Genomic DNA, 23,017 nt, shown 5'->3' with positions numbered 1-23,017 from the left:
GTAAACCGGTTAAATTGCTTCTTGACGACTCCGGCGGCACGGTGCATGCTGGTTCCCGAAGCGCGCAGTAAACCGGTTAACTTCCCGGTCTGCGCGATCCGACCTCGACCGGCGAAGGAGCCGTGCTGATGCCTGTACCGACGACCACGGACGACAACCGGTCCGAGCAGCCACTGCGCGTCGCGATCGTCGGGTACAGCTTCATGGGCACCATCCACGCGCAGGCCTGGACCACCGCTCCCCGCTTCTTCGACCTCGGCCGCGGGGTCGAGCTCGTCGCCGTCAGCGGTCGCGATGCCGACGCCGCCCGCGCGTTCGCCGACCGGTTCGGGATCGCCGACGTCGAGACCGACTGGCGAGCGCTCCTCAGCCGTGGCGACGTCGACGTGATCGACATCTGCACCCCGGGCCACCTCCACGCTGAGATCGCGATCGCCGCACTCGACGCCGGTATCCACGTCCTCTGCGAGAAGCCGCTCGCGAACACGCTGGAGGAGGCCGAGCGGATGAACGCCGCGGCCGAACGGGCGGCTGCGCGCGGCGTGCGCGCGATGGTCGGCTTCAGCTACCGACGCACCCCCGCGCTCGCCTATGCACGACGGCTCGTCACCGACGGTCGCCTCGGGACGATCCGTCACATCCGGGCCCAGTACCTGCAGGACTGGATCGCGGATCCCACCTTCCCGCTCGTCTGGCGACTCGACGCCGACCAGGCCGGCTCCGGTGCGCTCGGTGACCTCGGCGCCCACATCATCGATCTCGCACGGTTCGTCACCGGGCAGGAACTGACCGGCGTGAGCGCCCTGACCTCGACCTTCGTCACCGAACGGCCGCTCCCCACCTCGTCGAGCGGCCTCAGCGCCACCACGGAGGGCGATCCTGAGGATGGCGAGGTGTCGGAACCCCTCACCGGGCGGGTGACCGTCGACGACGCGGTCGTGTTCATCGCCCGCACCGACGGCGGCGCCCTGGCGACCTTCGAGGCCACCCGCTTCGCCACCGGCCGCAAGAACGCGATGCGGATCGAGGTCGACGGCTCCGACGGATCGCTCGTCTTCGACTTCGAGCGCATGAACGAGCTGCAGTTCCACGACCACACCCTCCCGGCCGAGGAGGCGGGCTTCCGGCGCATCCTCGTCACCGAACCCGGTCACCCGTATGCGGACGCCTGGTGGCCGGCCGGCCACGGCCTCGGCTACGAGCACACCTTCGTCCACGAGGTCGCCGACCTCGCCCGCGACCTCGCCGCCGGCCGGGCGCCCGAACCGGGCTTCGCCGACGGCCTCCGGGTGCAGCGCGTGCTCGCCGCGGTCTCGGCGAGCGCCGACGCAGGTGCCACCTGGATCCCACTCGACCACTGACCGAACCACCCACCGCACCACGATCACCACCGCATCACGATCACCACTCACCAGGCAAAGGAGCCATGACATGAGATCCACGACCACCCGCGACACCCGGCCACGCATCGTCCGTCGGCCGCACGTGCTCGGATCGCTCGCGATCCTCGCGATCACCCCGTTCGCCCTCACCGCGTGCAGCGGTGGCGGTGGCGCGGCGGCTGGAGGCGACGCCGACACCCTCACGATCCTCGACTACTACAACAACGAACCCGACAAGACCCTCGTGGGCGAAGCCCTCGACCGGTGCGCGGACGACGTCGGCGTGAAGATCAAGCGCGAAACCGTCCCCGGCAAGGACCTCATCCAGAAGGTGCTCCAGCAGTCGTCGTCCAAGACGCTGCCCGACGTCCTCATGCTCGACAACCCGGACGTCCAGGAGATCGCCGCGACCGGCGGACTCTCGCCACTCAGCGACTACGGCGTCGACACCTCGGGCTTCGCGAAGGGCATCCTCGACGCCGCGAGCTACGAGGGGGAGGTCTACGGCCTGGCGCCGACGGTCAACACCCTCGGCCTCTTCTACAACGAGGACCTCCTCGCGGCGAAGGGCATCACCCCGCCGACCACGTGGGACGAACTCAAGACGGCCGCGGCGGCACTGACCGAGGGCGACACCTACGGGCTGGCCTTCAGCTCCATCGCCACCTACGAGGGCAGCTGGCAGTTCCTGCCGTTCATGTGGACCAACGGCGGCGACGAGGCCGACCTCACGACGCCCGCCGTCGCCGAGGCGCTCCAGCTGCAGGTCGACCTCGTGAACTCGGGTTCGGCGTCGAAGAGCGTCATCAACTGGTCGCAGGCCGACGTGAACGACCAGTTCATGGCCGGTAAGGCCGCGATGATGATCAACGGTCCGTGGCAGATCCCGGCCCTCAGCGCCGACACGAACCTCAAGTACGGCAGCGTGCAGGTTCCGGTCAACAAGGCCGGCCAGACGCCCGTCGCCCCGCTCGGCGGCGAGGTCTGGACCGTCCCCGTGACCGGCGACAAGGACAAGCAGGCGAAGGCGGCGAAGTTCGTCGAGTGCATCTCGAGCGACGAGAACCAGCTCGCCCTCGCGGAGGCCCGCTTCACCGTCCCGACGAAGACGGCCCTGGCCGAGCAGTACGTCGCGAAGGTCCCCGAGATGGCCGCGTTCACCGAGCAGGTCGCCAACGCCCGCTCGCGCACCGGCGAGCTCGGCGAGGAGTGGCCCGAGGCCGCGACCGAGATCTACACCGCCATCCAGCTCGCCCTGACCGGGCAGGCGACGCCTGAAGAGGCGTTCAAGCAGGCGGCCGCGGGCTGATCCTGATGAGCAGTGGCATCGCCGGAGCATCGCTCCAGGACCGGAAGACCGACCAGCGGTCCAGCGGCACCGACGGGGGCGCGCCGACCAAGCGCACCCCCGCCGGGGCCGGCCGCCGGAGCCGACGCTTCCGCCGGGAAGACCTGATCAAGCTCGGCTTCGTCCTTCCCGCAGCGCTCTACATCGTCCTCTTCTTCGGCTATCCGGTCGTCAAGAACGTCACGATGAGCTTCCAGGAGTACACGACGAAGACGTTCTTCACGGGCGAGGCGCCGTGGGTCGGGTTCGCGAACTACGTGACCGTGTTCAGTTCCCAACTGTTCACACCGGCGCTGCTCAACACGGCGTTGTTCACGGTGGGGTCGATCGCCGGGCAGTTCGTGATCGGGCTCGCGCTCGCCGTCTTCTTCAAGCGACGCTTCCCCCTGAGCTCGTTCCTCCGCGCGATGCTGCTGCTCCCCTGGCTCCTCCCCCTGATCGTGTCGAGCGCCACCTGGCGGTCGATCCTCGACCAGGACAGCGGCGTGCTAAACGCCGCCCTCGGCTCCATCGGCCTGTCGGGCGTCCCCTGGCTGACGAGCCCGTCGGTGGCCCTGTTCGCGGTCGTCCTCGTCAACATCTGGATCGGCATCCCGTTCAACGTCACGATCCTCTACGGCGGCCTCCAGGACATCCCCGACGAGCTCTACGAGGCGGGAGCGCTCGACGGCGCGACCGGTTGGAAGGCGTTCCGCCACATCACCTGGCCGAACCTCCGCCCCGTGGTCAGCGTCGTGCTCGTGCTCGGCGTCGTCTACACGATCAAGGTGCTCGACATCATCCTCGGCCTCACGAACGGCGGGCCGGCGAACGCCACCCAGACCCTCGCGGTGCGGTCGTATCAGGAGTCGTTCGTGAACTTCGAGTTCGGTGTCGGTGCGGCCTTCAGCAACATCCTCATCGTCATCTCGCTCCTCTTCGCCATCGTCTACCTGCGCGTGAACCGACGCGCGGTCGACGAGTAAGGACACGGACCCTCATGACCACGACCAGCATCGTGACCGGCGGCCGGCAGACGCGCCGCTTCGCCCCGGTCGGCCCGCGTCGCCACCGCGGCGACCGGCGCCACCTCGGTTACACCGTCCTCGGCATCCTCATCCTCGCGATCATGCTCTTCCCCGTCTACTGGATGGTGAACGCGTCCCTGCAACCCTCCGGCAACACGCTCACCGGGGACTTCTTCCCGGTCAACCCGAGCTTCGCCGGGTACGAGAAGGCGATCGCCGACCAGGGCGGGCACCTCGTCACGAGCCTCGTCATCTCGCTCGGAACCGTCGTCCTCAGCCTGGTGATCGCGGCCCCGGCGGCCTACGCCCTCGCGCAGTTCCGGTTCCGGTGGATCAGCATCGCCCTCCTCGTGATCCTGATCGCCCAGATGATCCCGGGCATCGTGATCGCGAACGCCCTCTACTCGGCGTACAACGACCTCGGCCTGCTCAATTCGATCCCCGGGCTGATCCTCGCCGACGCCTCGCACGCCATCCCGTTCGCGATCCTCATCCTGCGGGCGTCGATGCAGACCATCCCGCCGTCGATCGTGGAGGCGGCACGGGTCGACGGCGCCGGGCACGTGCGGGCCTTCGTCTCGATCGTCCTCCCGGTGAGCCGCAACGTGCTCATCACCGCCGGTCTGTTCGCCTTCCTCTTCTCCTGGAGCGACTTCCTGTTCGCCCTGACGCTGACGACGACGGAGGACGTCCGGCCAGTGACGCTCGGCATCTACCAGTACCTCGGCTCGCAGGTCTCGAACTGGAGCGCGGTGATGGCGACCGCCGTCCTCTCGTCCCTGCCCGCGATCCTGCTGCTCGTCATCGCCCAGCGGTTCATCGCCGCGGGCGCCACGGGCGGTGCCGTGAAATGACCGACGACCACTCCGACACCCTCTCCGACCACGCAACGCATCCTCGAAGGAGCACCACCATGTCCGACAGCAGCACCCCCATCCGCGTCCTCGTCTGGGGCGAGAACCGCCACGAGCAGATCGAGGAGAAGGTCCGCGCCATCTACCCGGACGGCATGCACACGACCATCAAGGAGGGCATCGAAGAGCACCTCGGCGCCGACGCCGTGGTCACCACGACCACGCTCGACGAACCGGAGCACGGGCTCACCGAGGAGGTGCTCGCCGCGACCGACGTGCTCGTCTGGTGGGGCCATGCGGCTCACGGCGAGGTCGCCGACGAGGTCGTCGAGCGCGTGCACCAGCACGTACTCGCCGGTATGGGTCTGCTCGTGCTGCACTCCGGCCACTGGTCGAAGATCTTCGGCAAGCTCATGGGCACCTCGTGCACGCTCCGGTGGCGGTCGGAGGAGGACCGCGAGATCGTCTGGACCGTCGACCCCACCCACCCGATCGCCCAGGGGATCCCGCACCCGTTCATCATCCCGGCGCAGGAGATGTACGGCGAGTTCTTCGACGTCCCCGCGCCCGACGAGCTCGTCTTCCTCTCGACCTTCACCGGTGGCGAGGTCTTCCGTTCCGGCATGACCTACAAGCGCGGCTTCGGCAAGATCTTCTTCTTCTCCCCCGGCGACCAGGACTACCCCGTCTACCACCACGAGCACGTCCGTCGCGTCCTCGCGAACGGCGTCCGGTGGGCGCAGACGCTGCGTCCGGAACGCGCGGTGCCGGTCCTGCTGCGGTACGAGACCGAGGACTTCTACAACGGCCGCGGATACGAAGGGGCGCTCGCGCGATGAGTGCTCCTGTCGACGGTGGCTTCGCGACGCTCGCGGACGCCATCAGGCCGGTCCGGCTCGTGCTCGTCGGTGCGGGCGGGATGGGACGGGCGTGGTTGCGGACGATCCTCGCGAACCCGGACACGGAACTCGTCGGCGTCGTCGACCTCGACACGGCCCTCGCGGAGTCGGCGGTGACCGAGGCCGGGCTCGTCGTGGGCCCCGGGGGTGTCGTCGTCGGCACCAGCGTGTCCGTCGTCGCCGAGGCGACGGGGGCGGACGCGGTCGTCAACGTCACCGTGCCCGCCGCGCACCACCCGGTCAACACCGAGGCGCTCTTCGCCGGGTTGCCGGTGCTCTGCGAGAAGCCGATCGCACCGACCGTCGCGCAGGCGCTTTCCCTGGCGGCGACGGCCGAGGCAAGCGGGCAACTGCTCATGACCAGCCAGTCGCGTCGCTACTACGCGTCGATCGCCGCCTTACGGGAGCAGGTCGCCACGCTCGGTCGGCTCGGGTCCGCGACGACGGAGTTCTTCAAGGCGCCGCACTTCGGCGGCTTCCGCGAGGAGATGCCGCACGTGCTGCTCGTCGACATGGCGATCCATGCCTTCGACGCCGCCCGCTACGTCCTCGGCAGCGACCCGATCGCCGTGTACTGCGAGGAGTACAACCCGGGGTGGAGCTGGTTCTCCGCCGACGCCGCCGCGACCGCGATCTTCGAGTTCGCCGGAGGAGTCCGCTACACCTACAGCGGCAGCTGGTGCGCGGACGGCGTGGAGACCTCGTGGAACGGCAGTTGGCGAGTGAACGGCGAGTACGGCACGGCCGTCTGGGACGGCGACTCCGCTCCGCAGCGGCAGCTCGCACCGCAGGGCGGAGCTCCGTCGGCGGTCGAGACCGCCGAGCTCGAGCCGGACGTGCCGGAGGAGATCGCGGGCTCGCTCGTCGAGTTCGTCGACGCCCTGCGCACGGGGCGTGTCCCCTCGGGTGAGGTGCACGCCAACGTGCTGAGCCTCGCGATGGTGGAGGCCGCCGTGCGGTCCGCCGAGTCCGGCGAGCGCGTGGTCATCGCGGACGTGCTCGCCCAGGCGCAGGCGCAGGCGATCGAGACCGAGCCGCGCGACGACGTCCGGGGCGCGCTCGTCGCCTCCCGCTGAGGTGAGGCGGATCGTCGCCCGCCCACCCCGCGAGCGACGATCCGCCTCAGCTCACCAGGTCCCGTCGAGGAGGTCGCGGGTCACGACCAGGTTGAGCACCCGCCAGAGGCCGGAGTGACCAGGGGTCCGGCCCGGCCGGTTCGGCCACCCCTCGAGGCGTGCGACACGGACGAAGCCGACCTCGTGCCACACCGGGTCCGTCTTGCGGAACCGATCCGGCCGCCAGACGACCGGACGCTCCGGCAGATTGCCCGAGGCCGGCTCGCGCTTCGCTCGCAGCGTCGCCAGGGTCTCCGGCCCGGGGACCTGCTCGCCCACCCAGTCGAGCACGTCGAGCTCGGGTGAGTCACCGTATCGGGACCGATGGATGCCGGCGACCCGGAACAGGGCCGTCCGTCCGTTCGGCGCCGTGAACGCGAGGACGTCGCCCGGCGTCAGGTCGTCCTCCACATGGCGCCACGATCGTCGGAGGCGCTTCGGTGCGGGCTGCGGGCCGAGGAGATGCTCGCGGAGACAATCGAGGGCCGCGGTCCGCCTGGCGACCTCCCCCGGGCCCGCTTCGGCCCACAGCTCGAGGTCGGCACCGCGATCGATCGCCGCGAGCGCCCGCGTCCGCACCTCGGGATCGAGCCGGCCGACCTCACTCTGCGCGGCCGCGAGCGGGATCCACAGCTCACCGTCCTCGCGCTCCACCAGATGGGCGAACGACGCGATGGTCCGTCGCGTCGCCTCGTCGTCCGGCACCCGGTCCTGCACGTACTCGCGGTACTCGGTGCGGATGTCCGAGGCCGTGTCGTTCGAGAAGATCGCCGTTCCCCATGCACCCATCCCGGCATCCTGCCAGACCCCTCGCGTCAGCGGCCAGGTGAGGCCCATACGATGGATCCAGCCCGATTCCGAGACGAAGGACGCTGCATGCCATCCCGCCCCACCAAGCTGATCCCGCCGACCTTCTCCCGCACCCCCTCACTCGACGCCGAGGCGGTCGAGCTGAGCGTCGCGATCGAAATCCCCGAGGGTGTCGAGGCGATCGGCCTGGCCGTCGCCCCCGCAGCCGACGGCGCCGGCGACGACATCCCCGCCGCGCTCGGACTCGACCGCGCGGCACTGTCCCGCGCCGGCTTCACCGGCGAGATCGGCCAGACGCTCGTCATCCCCAGCCAGGACGCCCCGACGTACATCGCGGTCGGCGTCGGTGCACCCGAGAAGCGCACCCCGGCAGCCCTCCGCGACATCGCTGCTGCCTTCGCCCGTGCGGCATCCTCCTTCGCGAGCATCGGCCTCGACGTGGCGCGGTCGTTCGACCTCGACCCGGCCTCCGCGGGGCAGCTCGTCGTCGAGGGCGCGCTCCTCGCCCGGTACCGCTACACCGAGTTGAAGCGGGAGACCAAGCGCACCCCGCTCGTCGCGCTCCACCTCGTCGCCGGTGCTGAAGACCTGCCCGAGACCGCGACGGGCGCACACCGTGGCGAGGTTCTCGCCCGTTCGGCGAACCTCGCGCGCGATCTCGCGAACACGCCTCCCGGACACCTCACGGCGACCGACCTCGCCGAGGTGGCCGAGACGCTCGGTGCCGCCAACGGGCTCGACGTCGAGGTCTTCGACAAGGACGCGCTCATCGAGCTCGGTCTCGGGGGCCTGCTCGGCGTCAACGCCGGTAGCGTCGAGGAACCGCGCATGATCAAGCTGCGGTACACGCCGAAGGACGACGACGGCTCGCTGATCGAGGCCGCAGGACACCTCGCACTCGTCGGCAAGGGCATCATGTACGACTCGGGCGGCATCTCGCTCAAGCCGTCCGACCCGTCCCACGCGGCGATGAAGATGGACATGGCGGGCGCCGGAGCGATCCTGTCCGCCGTGACGGCGCTGGAGGAGTTGCACTGCACGAGCAGCGTCACGGCGTTCCTCATGTGCACGGACAACATGCCCTCGGGCTCGGCCACGATGCTCGGCGACGTGCTGACGTTCCGCAACGGCACCACCGTGGAGATCAAGAACACCGACGCGGAGGGTCGCCTCGTCCTCGCCGACGGCCTGAGCCTCGCCGTCGAAGAGGAACCGGACGCGATCGTCGACATCGCGACGCTGACCGGTGCCGCGATCATGGCGCTCGGCACGAAGACGGCGGCCGTGCACGGCACCGACCAGGGCATCGTCGACCAGACGCTCGCCTCATCGAAGGCCACCGACGAGCAGCTGTGGCAGCTGCCGCTCGAACGCAGCTACCGCAAGCAGCTCGACTCGGACGTCGCGGACCTCGCCAACATCGGCGGCCGGTTCGCCGGTTCGACGCTCGCCGCACTGTTCCTCGCGGAGTTCGTCGGCGACATCCCGTGGGCGCACCTCGACATCGCCGGCACCATGCTCGTGGAGTCGGACGAGTCGTGGCGGTCGAAGGGTGCGACCGGGTACGGCACGCGCCTCCTGATCGACCTGGCGCTCAACTTCCGCGCCTGACCCCGGACGCGGCGTCGATGCCAGGTCCCTGAGCCTGTCGAAGGGCGGCGACCGGACCGTCTTTCCCCGCGAGCACTTCGACAGGCTCAGTGACCGGATCAGCCCATCCGCAACCCGGTCACTGAGCCGCAGCCCGGTCACAGAGCCTGTCGAAGTGTCGAAGGCCGCGCTGCGACAACCTCAGTTGCCGTTCCGGCAAGAATCATGCGCCCGCGGCCGGTGTCACGGCAGGCTGATGCCATGACCTCCGAGCACGAGCCCGCCATCACCGATCCCGCCGCCTTCTGGGAGCACCGTTACAGCAGCCGCGGCCAGGTGTGGAGCGGCAAACCGAACGCCGCGCTCGAGCGCGAGGTGGACGCGTTGGCGCCCGGCACCGCACTCGATCTCGGCAGTGGAGAGGGCGCGGACGCCGTCTGGCTCGCCCGGCAGGGCTGGTCCGTGACCGCCGTCGACATCTCTCCGAGCGCGCTCGCCCTCGGAGCGTCGACCGCGAGCGAGGCGGGGGTCGTCGACCGCATCACCTGGGTGCAGGCCGACCTCGTCGAGTGGGAACCGTCGGCGTCGTTCGATCTCGTTACCGCGACGTTCCTGCACTCCCCCGTCGAGTTCCCGCGCGAGGCGGTCCTCCGTCGCGCGGCATCGGCGGTCGCTCCCGGCGGCACCCTCCTCGTCGTCGGCCACGCCGGTCCGCCGCCCTGGGCGACCGAGCACATCGCGCACGCGCACTTCCCGACGCCCGACGAGGTCCACGCCTCGCTGGAGCTTGAGGCGACCGACTGGGAGGTCGTCACCGCAGGCCTCGTCGCGCGCGCCGCGATCGGGCCCGACGGTGAGCCCGCCGAGCTCGACGACAGCGTCCTCGTCCTCCGTCGCCGTCCCTAACTCAGGAGTGGCTCGGCGCGTCGCGACGCCCGCCCGGCGTGTCACGCCCGACACGCCACAGCAGTCCTGAGTTACGAACCGAGGTCGGCGGGTCAGCGGGTCGGGGGCGCAGCCACGGAGCCGCGCTCGATGAGCGTCTGGGCGAGCACGAACTCCTCCGCGTCTGCCCCCGCCCCACCGATCCGGGCGATCAACCGGCGTGCGGATTCCGCACCGAGTTCGTAGATCGGCTGCGACACGACGGTGATGGGTGGCGTGGTGAGGCTCGTCCAGTCGGCGTCGTCGAAGGCGATGAGCGACACGTCGTCGGGGATCGCGAGGCCGAGTTCGCGGATGGTCCGGAAGACCGCGGAGCCGACCAGGCTGTCGGAGGCGATGATCGCGGTCACGGGGTCCGGGTCGCCGAGGACCTTCCGGGTGATGACGTCGATCCCCTCCGCACGCGCGTTGAGGTGGACGGACGCGGCCGGATCCTCGACGCCGGCCTCACGGAGGGCACTCGTGAACCCGTCGATGCGATCGCCGACCGAGGTGGAGCCGACATCGTCCCCTGAGGCATACGGCTCCCCGTGCCCGAGCGTCGAGATGAACGCGATCCGACGGTGTCCGGCGGCGAGGAGGTGCCGGGTTGCCGCGGCCGCCCCGGAGGCGTTGTCGGCGACGACCGTGTCGGCCTCCATACCGGCCGCGCGACGGTCGAGGAGCACCACGGGACGCCCCTCGGCGAGCGCCGTTTGTAAACTTCTCGTTTCGATCGAGGAGGCCGGCGTGACGATGAACCCGTCCACGCGCTTGTCGAGGAGGAGCTCGATCGCTGCCGTCTCGGCGTCGACCTCCTCATCGGAATTGGCGAGGATGAGGTCGAATCCGGCGGCCTGCGCGACGTCGGAGATCCCCCGGGTCGCACGAGCGAAGAACGGGTTCTCGATGTCGCCGATGACCACCCCGATGGTGTTCGACTTCCCCGTGTTCATGCTCTTCGCGAGGGCGTTCGGGCGGTAACCGAGGCGTTCCGCGGCGGCCTGCACACGGTCCCGCACGTCGTCGCTCACGGCCCCGTAGTCGCCGAGCGCGCGGGCCGCCGTGGCCTTCGAGACCCGAGCCGCCTTCGCGACGTCCGACACCGTCGCCTCGCGTCTGCCGGTACCCGGATCCGTTGCCATGTGCCCTCCGATGGGGTCTGCTGCGTCGTTGACGTTGTCCGAGAACCAGGGTACTGTCCTGGACAACCTGTTGAGACCGGTCTCAACCTACGACATTGAGACCGGTCTCACCAGCAGAACGACAGCAATGGAGCTGACGGCGTCCACAAGACACGAGCCGACGGTTCCCTCCACGCACCACGAACTCCTCCCCACGATTGGACTCGCCGTGACGAATCGCTTCACCCTCCGCAGGACGGCCCTCCTCGCCGTCGCTGCGGCGACCGCCCTCATCCTCTCCGCGTGCTCCGGTGGTGCCGGAACCGCCAGCAGCACTGAGGACAACCCGTACGGACTGATCACCCCCGGACAGATCCGCGTCGCCAGCCTCGGCGACTCGAAGCCGTACACCTTCACCGACGCCGACGGGACGTTCACCGGCTTCGACGTCGAGCTCTTCACCGACGTCGCCAAGCGGATCGGGATCGACGACGTCGTCTTCACCGGGCAGGACTTCTCCGGCCTGCTGTCCGCCGTCGCGAACGGACAGTTCGACGTCGGCGTCGCGGCCATCGGCATCACCAAGGAGCGCGAGCAGACGGTCGACTTCTCCGACGGTTACCTCGCCGGGTACCTCACGGTCATGGCGGCGAAGGACTCCGGCATCACCGACGCGGACAGCCTCGCCGGCAAGCGCCTCGGCGTCGTCCAGGGAACCCTCCAGGAGGCCTACGCGGTCAAGCACTTCACCGACACCGAGCTCGTGCGCTTCCCCGACAACAACTCGGCGATCTCGGCGGTCAACAGCGGCAGCATCGACGCCCACTTCCTCGACTACGAGGCGGCGAAGGAGTACGCGGCCCAGTACGGGCTCGTCAACGCCATCGACATCCCGTCCTTCGACGCACCGGCCGGGTTCGCGATCGCGAAGGACAAGCCCGAGTTCAAGAAGGCCCTCGACAAGGCCCTCGCCGAGGCGATGGAGGACGGCACCTGGAAGAAGCTCTACCAGAAGTGGTTCCCGGGCTCTCCGATGCCCGAGCAGTACCTCCCGAAGGCGGAGCAGACCTCCAGCCCCAGCCCGACCTCGTCGACCGAGTAGTCCCCGTCTCGTGGTGCGGGCCGAGCACCGGCCCGCACCACACCATCCCACCCCTCAGGAGCAGACAGCATGGACTGGCTCGACAGCATCATCAAGACCTTCTTCGACTTCGACGCGATGTGGCAGGTGTTCCCGCAGCTGCTCGGCACCGGGCTCGTCAACACCCTCGTCATCTCGATCGCCGCCACGGTGATCGGCGTCGTCCTCGGCATGATCATCGCCATCATGGGCATCTCGCCCTCACGCTGGCTCCGAGTACCCGCGCGGATCTACACCGACGTGTTCCGCGGCCTGCCGGCGATCCTCACCATCCTCCTCATCGGCCAGGGCTTCGCCCGCTTCAGCCAGCAGCTGTTCGGCCCCTCGCCCTATCCGCTGGGCATCCTCGCGCTCAGCCTCATCGCCTCCGCCTACATCGGCGAGATCTTCCGCGCCGGCATCCAGAGCGTCGACCGCGGCCAGCTCGAGGCGTGCCGGGCGCTCGGCATGAGCTACGGCAAGGCGATGCGACTCGTCGTGGTGCCGCAGGGCATCCGCAGGGTCCTCCCCGCGCTCGTCAACCAGTTCATCGCCATCGTCAAGGACTCGAGCCTCGTCTACTTCCTCGGGCTCCTCGTGAGCGAACGCGAGCTGTTCCGGGTCGGTCAGGACGCGGCCGTCCTCACCGGCAACCTCTCGCCACTCGTCATGGCGGGTCTGTTCTACCTCGTCATCACCGTGCCCCTCACCCACCTCGTCAACTTCTTCGACAACCGCTTCCGCACGGGACGCCGGAAGGCCACCCCGCCGAAGAGCGGCCTCGACGAACTCGACGAAGTGCAGCCACCCCTGCCAGTCACCACCGGGAGCAACACATGACCTACACCTCTCCCCTGCCCGTCACCGACGGCCACTTCTACCGCGGCTCGAGCCTGGAGCTCCGCGATGTCTCGATGGCGTACGGCGACATCGAGGTCATCCGCGAGGTGAGCATCGACGTCGAGCCCGGCACCACCACCTGCATCATCGGGCCGTCGGGCTCGGGCAAGTCGACACTGCTCCGCGGGGTGAACCGGCTGCACGAGCCCACCTCCGGCGACGTCCTCCTCGCCGGCGAGAGTGCCCTGAAGATGAAGCCCGAACGGCTCCGGACGCGGGTCGGCCTGGTCTTCCAGCACTTCAACCTCTTCCCCGACCACACCGCGCTCGAGAACGTGGCCCTCGCACTCCGCAACGTGAAGGGCATGTCGAAGAGCGAGTCGCTCCGGGTCGCGGCAGCACGCCTCGACGACGTCGGACTCGGCGAACGATCGGACCACCGACCCCGCGACCTCTCGGGCGGCCAGCAACAGCGCGTCGCGATCGCCAGGGCACTCGCGATGGAACCCGAGGTCATGCTGTTCGACGAAGCCACGAGCGCGCTCGACCCCGAACTCGTGAAGGGCGTCCTCAACCTCATGGCCGGCCTGGCGCAGCGCGGCATGACCATGCTCGTCGTGACCCACGAGATGGGCTTCGCCCGCAAGGTCGCCGACCAGGTCGTGTTCATGGACGAGGGCCGCGTGGTCGAGGCGGGCACCCCGTCGCAGCTGTTCGACGCACCGCAGAGTCCCCGCCTGCAGCGCTTCCTCTCCGAGGTCCTCTGATGGCGGCACGCGTCTCCGGCACGATCAGGACGGGCGTCATCGGCTTCGGCACCTCCGGCGCGGTGTTCCACGCGCCGTTCCTCGCCGCGGATCCCGACTACTCGCTCGACCTCGTCGTGACCTCCGACCCGGATCGGCGGGCCGAGGCGCTCGGCCGGTACCCGGGTGTCCAGGTCGTGTCGACCGCCGAGGAGCTCTTCGCCCGAGCCGACGAGCTCGACCTCGTGGTCATCGGCTCGCCGTCCGGCACGCACGCCGCTCTCGCGACAGCCGCCCTGGACGCCGGCCTGCACGTCGTGGTCGACAAGCCGTTCGCCGTCACCGCGGCCGAGGGCCGGGCCGTCGTCGATCGTGCTGCAGCTGCCGACCGCCTCGTCACGGTCTTCCAGAACCGCCGCTGGGACGGCGACTTCCTGACCGTGCGGCGGCTGCTCGACGAGGGCGCGCTCGGGCACGTCCATCGCTTCGAGTCACGCTTCGAGTGGTGGAAGCCCGATCCGCCCGCATCGTGGAAGACGGCCGCGACCGCAGCGGAGGGCGGCGGCATCCTCTACGACCTCGGCACGCACGTGATCGACCAGGCCATCCAACTGTTCGGCGAGGTCGAGGACGTCCAGGCGGAACTCGGTGTCGTCCGGCCCGGAGCGGTCGCGGACGACGACGCCTTCGTGGCGCTCCGTCACCGTTCGGGGGTCCGGTCGCACCTGTGGATGGGGTCGCTCGTCGCCCAAGCCGGCCCGCGGTTCCGCGTCCTCGGCTCCTCCGGCGCTTACACCTCGTGGGGACTCGACGGCCAGGAGCCCGCACTCAAGGCCGGTGCCGACCCGCGTGACGAGGGATTCGGCCTGCGAGAGCCGTCCGGCTGGGGCTCGATCGGCATCGACGGCGCCACGGAGCCCGTCCCGATGGCCGACGGCGACTACGCCGCCTTCACCCGCCTCCTGGCGACCGCCCTCCACGACGGCGGTCCTCCACCGGTCGATCCGGCCGACGCGATCGCCGTCCTCGAGATCATCGAGGCCGTCCACACGGCCGCAGCACCTCACGAACGCACCATTCCAGAACAGAAAGAGCAGACAGCATGAGCAGCAGCACCCAGACCAGCCGACGCGTCGTCGTGATCGGCGGGGCATCCTCGGAACGTCCAGCGCCGTCGCCCTCGCCCGCCGAGGTGCCGACGTGACCCTCGTGACCGACCGCTCTCTCGCCAGCGGCGCCTCGGGACGATCGCTCGCCTGGTTGAACTCCGCAGCCCAGCGGTCGAGCGAGTACCACGCGCTCCGCGTCCTCGGGATCGACCGCTGGCGGACCTTCGCCGCGCAGATCCCGAGCGCGGACTTCCTCCGCTTCGACGGCGGACTGATGTGGGCACCGGAGGGCGAGTCCTACGCGGAGACCTTCGCCTACGAGCGCGGCATCGGATACGACGCCCGGTGGCTGGCTCCGGAGGAGGTCGCCTCGGTCACGCCGGGTGTCGATCCGGCCGCCGTGGCTGCGGAGGGCGCGATCTTCAACCCGGGCGAGGGCTGGGTCGAGCTGCCGTCCGTGATCGAGGTGCTGTCCCGCGAGTTCGTCGCCCGCGGCGGGCGGATCGTGACGGACGCCGGCGCCGAGATCGCCTCGTCCGGTGGACGTGCCGTGGGTGCGGTGCTCGCGAACGGCGACCGCATCGAAGCCGACGCGGTCCTGCTGGCGACAGGTCCCGACGTCCCGGCCCAGCTCGCCGCACTCGGCATCACGATCGGCGACCAGAGCCCGGCCGCGTTCGTCGCGTTCACGAAGCCCGCCGCATCCGAGCTCGTCGCCGTCCTCAACACGCCGAAGGTGGCCGTCCGTCGCACCAGGGAGGGCGGCTTCGCTCTGGACTCCGCGTGGTCGGAGGAGGAGATCGAGGTCCGCGACGACGGCTCGCTGCACATCTCGGACTCGACCGTGGAGCGGCTGTTGGCCGAGGGATCGCGGGTGCTCGCCGGCAACCCGACCCTCGAACTCGACCACATCGGGGCCGGCTACAAGCCGATCCCCGGGGACGGCGAGCCGGTCTTCGGTGCGGTCCCGCAGCTGCCGGGCCTCTTCACGGCCTTCAGCCACAGCGGTGCGACGCTCGGGCTCATTGCCGGTGAACTCCTCGCGGACGAGATCGTCGACGGCGAACCCTCGCCGCTGCTCGCGACCTTCCGGCCCGAGCGGTACGCGGAGTCACCCGTCCCCGCGTAGGCCTGGTCGGTTCACAACTCAGGACGGCCCCGGCGCGTTGCATCGGCCACCCGGCGTGTCCGGCGGGACGCGCCGCACCGGTCCTGAGTTGTGAACCCCTGCCGTCCCCAACTCAGGAGTCGTCCGGTGTGTCGGCGTGGTTGCAGGTCGACACGCCGCAGGACTCCTGAGAACGGAACGGGAGGGACCACGACAGAACGCCCGCCGCACTCCTGGAGTGCGGCGGGCGTCCGGCGTTGCGAGGTGCGACTAGTCGGTGCCGGAGTCGAACGCGGCGCCCTCGGAAGCGAGGTCGGTCGCGCGCTCGAGGGCGTCGGCGGTCGGGTCGAGGAGTTCGCCGCCGAGGATCTCCTGCGCCTCACCCTGCTCGAGCTTGCCGACGAGGTCGGCGGTCGCGCCGCCGACGATGCCGGCCGCTGCGTACTGCTCGAGCCGCGAGCGCGAGTCCGCGATGTCGAGGTTGCGCATGGTGAGCTGACCGATACGGTCGTTGGGACCGAACGCCGCGTCGCCGACGCGCTCCATCGAGAGCTTGTCGGGGTGGTAGCTGAGGCCCGGGCCCGAGGTGTCGAGGATCGTGTAGTCGTCGCCGCGGCGCAGACGGATCGAGACCTCGCCGGAGACGGCGGAGCCGACCCAGCGCTGGATGGACTCACGGAGCATGAGCGACTGCGGGTCGAGCCAACGGCCCTCGTACATGAGGCGGCCGAGTCGGCGGCCCTCGTTGTGGTAGTTGGCGACCGTGTCCTCGTTGTGGATCGCGTTGAGCAGACGCTCGTACGCGATGTGGAGGAGCGCCATACCGGGGGCCTCGTAGATGCCGCGGCTCTTCGCCTCGATGATGCGGTTCTCGATCTGGTCGCTCATGCCGAGGCCGTGACGACCACCGATGGCGTTGGCCTCGAGGACCAGCGCGACCGCGTCGGCGTACTCGACGCCGTTGAGCGCGACCGGGCGACCGGCCTCGAAGGTGACGGTGACGACCTCGGAGGCGATCTCGACGTCTTCACGCCAGAACGGCACGCCCATGATCGGCTCGACGAGTTCCATGCCGGAGCTGAGCTCCTCGAGGCGCTTGGCCTCGTGGGTGGCGCCCCAGATGTTGGCGTCGGTGCTGTACGCCTTCTCGGTCGAGTCGCGGTACGGGAAGTCGCGGGCGACGAGCCACTCGCTCATCTCCTTGCGGCCACCGAGCTCGTTGACGAAGTCGACGTCGAGCCACGGCTTGTAGATGCGCAGGCGCGGGTTGGCGAGCAGACCGTAGCGGTAGAACCGCTCGATGTCGTTGCCCTTGTAGGTGGAGCCGTCGCCCCAGATGTCGACGCCGTCCTCCTTCATCGCGCGGACGAGCATGGTGCCCGTCACGGCGCGACCGAGCGGCGTCGTGTTGAAGTAAGTCTTGCCGGCGTTGCGGATGTGGAACGCACCGCACTGGAGGGCGACGAGGCCCTCCTCGACGAGCGCCGACTTCGCGTCGACGAGGCGCGCGATCTCGGCGCCGTACTCCTTGGCGCGGTCGGGGACGGCGCCGATGTTCGGTTCGTCCGCCTGGCCGATGTCGGCGGTGTAGGTGCACGGGACGGCACCCTTCTCGCGCATCCAGGCGACGGCGACGGAGGTGTCGAGACCTCCGGAGAAGGCGATGCCGACGCGCTCGCCGACGGGGAGGCTGCTCAAGACTTTAGACACGCCTGCGATTCTACGGGTTCGCGCGGAGCGGAGCACGTCGCCGCCGGTACCGCCTCGCCCGGGCCGGGGGACGGCGGGGGCTGTGGCGATATCGACGGCGACGCTGCTGTGAACCGGACGGATCGGACCAGGTCCACTCAGGCGCTATTCGGGTCTCGCGCCATGAGCTTCTCGAGTGCATCGGGATGACGATTCGTCGACTCCAGAGTGATTCTCGCAGCGTCGACCGCCCTCCCACATGTCCCACTACTGGGGTCATCGGCAGGGGGCGACAGGCTCCGCGAGACGCGGCACTACCAGATGGTGACGCGCTCCTCGGGGGCGAGCCACGCGGCGTCGGACTCGGTGACGCCGAACGCCTCGTAGAAGGCGTCGATGTTCCGGACGATCTGGTTACAGCGGAACTCGTTCGGCGAGTGCGGGTCGATCGACAGCAGTCGGATGACCTCCGCGTCGCGTCCCTTCTGCTGCCAGGCCTGCGCCCAGGAGAGGAAGAACCGCTCCGCGCCGGTGAGGCCGTCGATGACCGGCGGCTCGGCGCCTTCGAGCGACAGCAGGTACGCCTTCCAGGCGATGCCGAGCCCGCCGAGGTCGCCGATGTTCTCGCCGATCGTCAGGGCGCCGTTGACGTGGTGGTCGGGCACCTGGGCGGGAGCCAGCGCGTTGTACTGCTCGATGAGCGACGCGGTGCGCTCCTCGAACGCCGCGCGGTCGGCCTCGGTCCACCAGTCGGTGAGTCGGCCGTCGCCGTCGAACTTCGACCCCTGGTCGTCGAAGCCGTGCCCGATCTCGTGGCCGATGACCGCGCCGATGGCCCCGTAGTTCGCGGCGGCTTCGCGGCCGGCGTCGAAGAACGGGTACTGGAGGATAGCGGCCGGGAACACGATCTCGTTGAAACCGGGGTTGTAATAGGCGTTGATCGTCTGCGGCGTCATGAACCACTCGTCGCGGTCGAGTGGCTTACCGATCTTGCCGAGCTCGCGGTCCATCTCGAACCGGCTGGCGCGACGGACGTTGCCGAGCAGGTCGTCGGCTTCGAGCTCCAGCGCCGAGTAGTCGCGCCACTTCACGGGGAAACCGATCTTGGGCGTGAACTTGTCGAGCTTCTCCAGCGCGCGCGTGCGGGTCTCGGGGCTCATCCACTCGAGGTTCTCGATGCTGTCGCGGTACGCCTCGACGAGGAAGCCGACGAGGACGTCCATCTCGTCCTTCGACGCGGCGCCGAAGTGCCGGTCGACGTAGATGCGGCCGACGGCCTCGCCGAGCATGCCCTCGACGAGCGAGACGCCGCGCTTCCAGCGCTCGCGCTGCTGCGGCGTGCCGGTGAGGGTCTTGCCGTAGAAGTCGAAGTTGGCACGACCGAACTCCTCCGAGAGGTACGGTGCGGCACCGTGGACGACCTTCCAGGCCAGCCAGTCCTTCCAGGACTCGAGCTGCTCCGCGACGAGGAGCTCGCCGAGGCCCTCGAGGAAGCTCGGCTCGCGCACGACGATCTCGGCGAACACCGCGTCGGCGGCGCCGATCGCGTCGCGCCAGACGGCGAGGTCCGGGCCGTCGAGGTCGGCGCCCGCGGCGAGCGCCGCCGCTTCGTCCCACGAGTACAGGTTGTACGTCTTCTCGCTGTCGCGGGTGGCCACGTTGTCCCAGTGCTTGGACGCGATCGCCGTCTCGAGGGCGAACACGCGGTCGGCGCGTGCGGCGGCGTCGTCGATGCCGGCGAGCTCGAACATCGTCTGGAGGTGTGCGCGGTAGGCGTCGCGGATCTCGGCGAAGGTGTCTTCACGGAAGTAGGACTCGTCGGGCAGCGTGATGCCGCCCTGTTCGGCGAAGACGAGGTAGCGCTCGGGGTTGCCCGGGTCGTTGTCGACGAAGAGCTGCAGGAAGCCGCCGACCCCTTCGGCCTCGAACTCGCCGGACAGACGGAGGAAGGAATCGATGGAGTCGACCGCTGCGACGCGGGCGAGCTGGTCGGCGAGCGGGGTCGCTCCGAGGGCGTTGGCACGGTCGACGTCCATGAAGCTCGCGTACAGGGCGCCGATCTTCACGCCCTCCTCGCCGTCGGGGTTCGTCTGCGACTCCTCGATGATGTCGCGGACGGCGTTCTCGGCGTCTTCCGCCAGCTGGTGGAACGATCCCCAGCGAGCTTTGTCGTCGGGGATCTCGGTGCGGTCCATCCACTTGCCGTTCACGTGGCGGAAGAGGTCGTCCTGCGGCCGCACGGCCGGGTCGAGTTCGGAGCGGTCGATGCCGGAGGCGAGCTGCGCGTCAGTCATGCGGATCAGCCTAGCGACGGCACCTGACCACGGCTCGGGTGTTCTCTCAGAGCGGGCGTGCCGCTCTGGACGGAGTCCTGTGGAGGAGCGTCGCGAGCGCTTCGGGGAACGAGGGACTACCGTTGACCCACCCGGCCGGAAGGAGCCCGCGTGGACTGGTTGGCCGACTTCCCACCCGGCGTCCTGCTCCTCGTCGTCTTCCTGGTCGTCGCGGTCGAAAGCCTCGGCGTGCCGTTGCCGGGAGAGACCGTGCTCATCGGGGCGACCCTCCTCGCCGCGTTGAGCGGCCTGAATCCGGTGTTCGTCGCCGCTGCGGCTGCCGGTGGTGCGATCCTCGGCGACTCGATCGGGTACTGGATCGGCAAGCGATACGGTCGGCGGCTCCTGTCGGTGCTGAACCGCAGGTTCCCGAAGCACGTGGGGCCGAAGCGGCTGGGCGCCGCGGTGCACCTCATGCGGCGGTGGGGGCCGTGGGCGGTGTTCGTCGGACGGTTCATCGCGGTCCTCCGCATCTTCTCCGGACCGCTGGCCGGTATGTTCCGCATGACGTACCCGCACTTCCTCGTCGCCAATGCGGCGGGTGGCATCGCCTGGGCCTCACTCGTGGTGACCGTCGTCACCATCCTGGGGAGCGCTGCGACCGAGTTCCTGCACCGCTTCTCCTGGGCGGCGCTCGCGTTGGCCGGCGCCGCGGCCGTCGTGATCGCGGTGGTCGTCGTGTTCCGGATCCGTCGTCGGGCTGCCCAGCCGGCCGCCGATCGCGCGCCCGTGTCGATGACCGAGGCGGAGCTCGACGAATTGCTGTCGCCATCCGGCCCGGACTCGGCCACGACCGACGCCGGAGACCGCGTGGACACGCCGCCCACCCGGGCCGCCGGCTCGGCCCCCGCCCGCACCGATCTGCGCGCCGCGATCGCCGTCGTCCTGACGCCGCTGCGCTGGGCCCTGCGGACGACCCCCGCGACCACCGCCTTCGTCACCGTCTTCGTCGCCCTCGGCGTCGTGACCGGTGGCCTGTGGCGCCCGATCGACCAGGCCGCCTGGTACCCGGCGTTCGCCTACGGGGTGCCGAGCCTCGACGCCGGGCGCTGGTGGACGGTCCTGACGGGCATGTTCATCACCGCCGACCCGCTCGCCTACCTCATCGCGATCGTCGGCGCGGCCGTGTTCGGCGGGTGGGTCGAGGTCCGTTTCGGCACGCTGCGGGCGTCGGCGATCTTCGTGACCGGGCATCTCGTCGGTGTCCTCGGGGCCCTCGGCGCGGCCCTGGCGCTGGCTCGGCTCGACTGGCCGTGGGCGCAGTCCCTCGTGACGACGCTCGACGTCGGTCCGAGCTGCGGCGTCCTGGCCTGCGTCGCCACCGCGACCGCGTTCATGCGTTCCCCCTACCGGCTGCGCTGGCGGCTGCTGCTCCTGTCGTGGGTGTCGATCGCGCTCCTCTACGTCGGGAAGATCGACGACCTCGAGCACTTCATCACGACCGTCGTCTTCGTCGTCGTGGCCCGCCTCCTCCTCGGCGAGCACCGGTCGACTCCACGACCGACCATGCGCGACTGGCGACTCTTCGCGGTCGCCGGGTTGCTCGTGATCGGTGCGGTGCAGCTGCTCGTCACCCTCGTGCCGCTCGACGGGCCGCTCGGCTCGACCACCCTGACGCAGGGCTCCATCCTCGACGTCGGGGTCGACACCGTCGCGATCCTGGTGATCGCGAACTGGCTCCGCCGTGGTCATCGCTGGGCCTGGTGGGCGGCGATGGTGCTCACCGTCGGCAACCTGCTGGTCACCCTCGCCCTCATCGCCCTCGCCTGGCTGGCCCAGGTGCCGGTCGTGGCGTCGACCATCTGGATCTCCGCGAGCGTCCTGTGGGTGGGACAGGCGGTGGTCCTCGGACTGTCGCGCCACGCGTTCCGGGTCGCGGCGAACCAGACCAGGCGACGCCTGCCCGGGGCGATCGGTCCCGGTGCGCGGCGAGCACGCGCCAGGACGGCGCAGCTGCTGCGCGAACACGGCGGCGGACCGCTGGCGGCCTCGGCGCTCCGCCCCGAGAACCGGGTGTTCGTCACGGCCGACGGTGGACACGCGGTCGCCTACCAGCAGCACGCCGGCGTCGCGCTGGCCCTCGGCGAGCCGATCGGCGACCCCGGCGGTGCAGCAGCAGCGGTGTCGGCGTTCGCGACGGCGGCCGAGCAGGAGGGGCTCACCCCGGCGGTCTTCGCCACTCGCGACGCGCGCATCGTGCCCGAGGGCTGGCGGGTGTCGCCGCTCGGTCGAGACCTCGTGCTCGACCTCGGCGAGGCGGGTGCATCAGAACCTGGTCCGGACGATGCGACGGGAGCCATCGGCGCGGATTCGACGACCTCGATCCTGCTGCCCGCGCGCGACCTGCCGTGGGAGCTCCGCAGCCAGATCCGCGCGCTGTCGTCGGTGTGGGTGTCCGACCGGCACGTGCCCGAGCTCGGTCTCACGGTGGGTTCGAGCATCGACGCCCCCGATGGCGACGACCAGGAGCCGGCTGTCGCGGTCCGGGTCTCCGTCGTGACCGACGCCGCAGGCACCGTGCTCGCGGCGGTGTCCTGGTTGCCGATCCCCGGGGCCGGAGGCATCGTGCACGGGTGGGCGCTCGACGCGGTCCGTCGTGCTCTGCCGGACGACGACGTCGACACGGCTACGCGTGCGGGTCCAGCGTCGGGGGAACGCACCAGCCGAGCCGTCGAGCGGGCCCTGACCGACGCCTGCCGACGATTCTCGTCCGAAGGTGCGTCCATGGTCTCGTTCGCTGCTTCCGGGCTGGCACAGGACGGCACCGAGCCCGACGGCGTCGCCGTGCGCACGGTGGCCGGCATCGCCCACCGGGTCGACCCACTCGTCGGCTTCACCGAGATCGCCGACGTCGCCGAGCGCCTGGGCGCCACCGCCGTGCCGCTGCTCCTCGCCTGTCGCGAGGACGCCGATCAACCGCGGGTCGCCTACGCCGCTGCCGCGGGATTCCTCACCGGCATCCGCCTCCGCGACCTCCCCGGCCTGAGCGGGTCACTGCTCGCGCGGTAGGCGCCCGGAC

The 23,017-nt window shown here is 70.0% G+C and carries 18 protein-coding genes; 14 read left to right on the top strand and 4 right to left on the bottom strand.

From position 1 onward, the window contains the following. Positions 1 to 128: 128 nt before the first annotated feature. The 6 genes from BWO91_RS00960 to BWO91_RS00935 all read left to right on the top strand — a co-directional run bounded on the left by BWO91_RS00960 (position 129) and on the right by BWO91_RS00935 (position 6,566). Complete coding sequence (locus BWO91_RS00960) at positions 129 to 1,361, top strand: Gfo/Idh/MocA family protein (protein WP_079000607.1); 1,233 nt, start codon at positions 129 to 131, stop codon at positions 1,359 to 1,361. 70 nt (positions 1,362 to 1,431) lie between these two features. Then, positions 1,432 to 2,691 carry a sugar ABC transporter substrate-binding protein gene (locus BWO91_RS00955; RefSeq protein WP_079000605.1) on the top strand — a complete coding sequence of 420 codons (1,260 nt, stop codon included), beginning with the start codon at positions 1,432 to 1,434 and terminating at the stop codon, positions 2,689 to 2,691. Between the two features lie 5 nt (positions 2,692 to 2,696). Then, a complete protein-coding gene (locus BWO91_RS00950) occupies positions 2,697 to 3,695 on the top strand; it encodes a carbohydrate ABC transporter permease (RefSeq protein ID WP_079000603.1) in 999 nt (332 codons plus the stop codon). Between the two features lie 14 nt (positions 3,696 to 3,709). Further along, positions 3,710 to 4,591, top strand: a complete 882-nt coding sequence (locus BWO91_RS00945; protein ID WP_079000601.1) for a carbohydrate ABC transporter permease — start codon at positions 3,710 to 3,712, stop codon at positions 4,589 to 4,591. A 59-nt stretch (positions 4,592 to 4,650) separates the two neighbouring features. Further along, positions 4,651 to 5,430, top strand: coding sequence for a ThuA domain-containing protein (locus BWO91_RS00940; RefSeq protein WP_064295429.1), 780 nt, complete (start codon positions 4,651 to 4,653; stop codon positions 5,428 to 5,430). Then, on the top strand, positions 5,427 to 6,566 hold the full coding sequence (locus BWO91_RS00935) for a Gfo/Idh/MocA family protein (RefSeq protein WP_079000598.1): 1,140 nt from the start codon (positions 5,427 to 5,429) through the stop codon (positions 6,564 to 6,566). Before BWO91_RS00940 ends, BWO91_RS00935 begins: the two co-directional genes overlap by 4 nt. Before the next feature lie 51 nt (positions 6,567 to 6,617). Here BWO91_RS00935 and BWO91_RS00930 read toward each other — a convergent pair whose 3' ends face one another. After that, positions 6,618 to 7,394: a hypothetical protein gene (locus BWO91_RS00930; protein ID WP_153303336.1), complete on the bottom strand. Its 777-nt coding sequence runs from the start codon at positions 7,392 to 7,394 to the stop codon at positions 6,618 to 6,620. A gap of 87 nt (positions 7,395 to 7,481) precedes the next feature. Between BWO91_RS00930 and BWO91_RS00925 the strand changes: the two genes are divergently transcribed. Beyond that, a complete protein-coding gene (locus tag BWO91_RS00925; protein ID WP_079000595.1) occupies positions 7,482 to 9,026 on the top strand; it encodes a leucyl aminopeptidase in 1,545 nt (514 codons plus the stop codon). A 240-nt stretch (positions 9,027 to 9,266) separates the two neighbouring features. Then, a complete protein-coding gene (locus BWO91_RS00920) occupies positions 9,267 to 9,911 on the top strand; it encodes an SAM-dependent methyltransferase (protein ID WP_079000593.1) in 645 nt (214 codons plus the stop codon). A 92-nt stretch (positions 9,912 to 10,003) separates the two neighbouring features. Here BWO91_RS00920 and BWO91_RS00915 read toward each other — a convergent pair whose 3' ends face one another. Next, positions 10,004 to 11,074, bottom strand: a complete 1,071-nt coding sequence (locus BWO91_RS00915) for a LacI family DNA-binding transcriptional regulator (protein ID WP_153303335.1) — start codon at positions 11,072 to 11,074, stop codon at positions 10,004 to 10,006. 208 nt (positions 11,075 to 11,282) lie between these two features. Here BWO91_RS00915 and BWO91_RS00910 point away from each other — a divergent pair, with 208 nt between their 5' ends. From BWO91_RS00910 to BWO91_RS00890, 5 genes are all read left to right on the top strand, one after another. Then, entirely contained in the window at positions 11,283 to 12,155 is an 873-nt protein-coding gene (locus tag BWO91_RS00910) for an ABC transporter substrate-binding protein (RefSeq protein WP_071261542.1), read from the top strand. Between the two features lie 69 nt (positions 12,156 to 12,224). Then, positions 12,225 to 13,013, top strand: coding sequence for an amino acid ABC transporter permease (locus BWO91_RS00905; RefSeq protein WP_064293894.1), 789 nt, complete (start codon positions 12,225 to 12,227; stop codon positions 13,011 to 13,013). Next, complete coding sequence (locus tag BWO91_RS00900) at positions 13,010 to 13,780, top strand: amino acid ABC transporter ATP-binding protein (RefSeq protein WP_064293895.1); 771 nt, start codon at positions 13,010 to 13,012, stop codon at positions 13,778 to 13,780. Before BWO91_RS00905 ends, BWO91_RS00900 begins: the two co-directional genes overlap by 4 nt. After that, positions 13,780 to 14,865: a Gfo/Idh/MocA family protein gene (locus tag BWO91_RS00895; RefSeq protein WP_079000589.1), complete on the top strand. Its 1,086-nt coding sequence runs from the start codon at positions 13,780 to 13,782 to the stop codon at positions 14,863 to 14,865. The genes BWO91_RS00900 and BWO91_RS00895 overlap by 1 nt, the downstream gene beginning before the upstream one ends. A gap of 94 nt (positions 14,866 to 14,959) precedes the next feature. After that, positions 14,960 to 15,997 carry an NAD(P)/FAD-dependent oxidoreductase gene (locus BWO91_RS00890; RefSeq protein ID WP_240555619.1) on the top strand — a complete coding sequence of 346 codons (1,038 nt, stop codon included), beginning with the start codon at positions 14,960 to 14,962 and terminating at the stop codon, positions 15,995 to 15,997. Positions 15,998 to 16,246: 249 nt separating this feature from the next. Here the strand turns inward: BWO91_RS00890 and argG are convergent, their stop codons facing one another. Together argG and BWO91_RS00880 are read right to left on the bottom strand one after the other, a co-directional pair. Beyond that, positions 16,247 to 17,686 (bottom strand): argininosuccinate synthase, encoded by a 1,440-nt coding sequence (gene argG / locus BWO91_RS00885; RefSeq protein ID WP_079000587.1) that lies wholly within the window; start codon positions 17,684 to 17,686, stop codon positions 16,247 to 16,249. Positions 17,687 to 17,979: 293 nt separating this feature from the next. Beyond that, on the bottom strand, positions 17,980 to 19,959 hold the full coding sequence (locus tag BWO91_RS00880; RefSeq protein WP_079000585.1) for a M13 family metallopeptidase: 1,980 nt from the start codon (positions 19,957 to 19,959) through the stop codon (positions 17,980 to 17,982). A 150-nt stretch (positions 19,960 to 20,109) separates the two neighbouring features. Between BWO91_RS00880 and BWO91_RS00875 the strand changes: the two genes are divergently transcribed. After that, positions 20,110 to 23,007 (top strand): VTT domain-containing protein, encoded by a 2,898-nt coding sequence (locus BWO91_RS00875; RefSeq protein ID WP_079000583.1) that lies wholly within the window; start codon positions 20,110 to 20,112, stop codon positions 23,005 to 23,007. Positions 23,008 to 23,017 lie beyond the last annotated feature (10 nt).

It is taken from the genome of Plantibacter flavus (genome assembly GCF_002024505.1).
Lineage (GTDB): Bacteria > Actinomycetota > Actinomycetes > Actinomycetales > Microbacteriaceae > Plantibacter > Plantibacter flavus_A.
Note: the sequence above shows the minus strand (reverse complement) of the source record. Positions and strands in the feature narration are given on the sequence as shown.

What these genes read in the sequence shown, in the direction of transcription:
- BWO91_RS00950 (WP_079000603.1), top strand. Translation starts at nt 2,697, where the DNA reads ATGAGCAGTGGCATCGCCGGAGCATCGCTCCAGGACCGGAAGACCGAC.
- BWO91_RS00940 (WP_064295429.1), top strand. Translation starts at nt 4,651, where the DNA reads ATGTCCGACAGCAGCACCCCCATCCGCGTCCTCGTCTGGGGCGAGAAC.
- BWO91_RS00895 (WP_079000589.1), top strand. Translation starts at nt 13,780, where the DNA reads ATGGCGGCACGCGTCTCCGGCACGATCAGGACGGGCGTCATCGGCTTC.
- BWO91_RS00930 (WP_153303336.1), bottom strand. Translation starts at nt 7,394, where the DNA reads ATGGGTGCATGGGGAACGGCGATCTTCTCGAACGACACGGCCTCGGAC.
- BWO91_RS00955 (WP_079000605.1), top strand. Translation starts at nt 1,432, where the DNA reads ATGAGATCCACGACCACCCGCGACACCCGGCCACGCATCGTCCGTCGG.
- BWO91_RS00935 (WP_079000598.1), top strand. Translation starts at nt 5,427, where the DNA reads ATGAGTGCTCCTGTCGACGGTGGCTTCGCGACGCTCGCGGACGCCATC.
- BWO91_RS00915 (WP_153303335.1), bottom strand. Translation starts at nt 11,074, where the DNA reads ATGGCAACGGATCCGGGTACCGGCAGACGCGAGGCGACGGTGTCGGAC.
- BWO91_RS00900 (WP_064293895.1), top strand. Translation starts at nt 13,010, where the DNA reads ATGACCTACACCTCTCCCCTGCCCGTCACCGACGGCCACTTCTACCGC.
- BWO91_RS00960 (WP_079000607.1), top strand. Translation starts at nt 129, where the DNA reads ATGCCTGTACCGACGACCACGGACGACAACCGGTCCGAGCAGCCACTG.
- BWO91_RS00920 (WP_079000593.1), top strand. Translation starts at nt 9,267, where the DNA reads ATGACCTCCGAGCACGAGCCCGCCATCACCGATCCCGCCGCCTTCTGG.
- BWO91_RS00945 (WP_079000601.1), top strand. Translation starts at nt 3,710, where the DNA reads ATGACCACGACCAGCATCGTGACCGGCGGCCGGCAGACGCGCCGCTTC.
- BWO91_RS00925 (WP_079000595.1), top strand. Translation starts at nt 7,482, where the DNA reads ATGCCATCCCGCCCCACCAAGCTGATCCCGCCGACCTTCTCCCGCACC.
- BWO91_RS00880 (WP_079000585.1), bottom strand. Translation starts at nt 19,959, where the DNA reads ATGACTGACGCGCAGCTCGCCTCCGGCATCGACCGCTCCGAACTCGAC.
- BWO91_RS00905 (WP_064293894.1), top strand. Translation starts at nt 12,225, where the DNA reads ATGGACTGGCTCGACAGCATCATCAAGACCTTCTTCGACTTCGACGCG.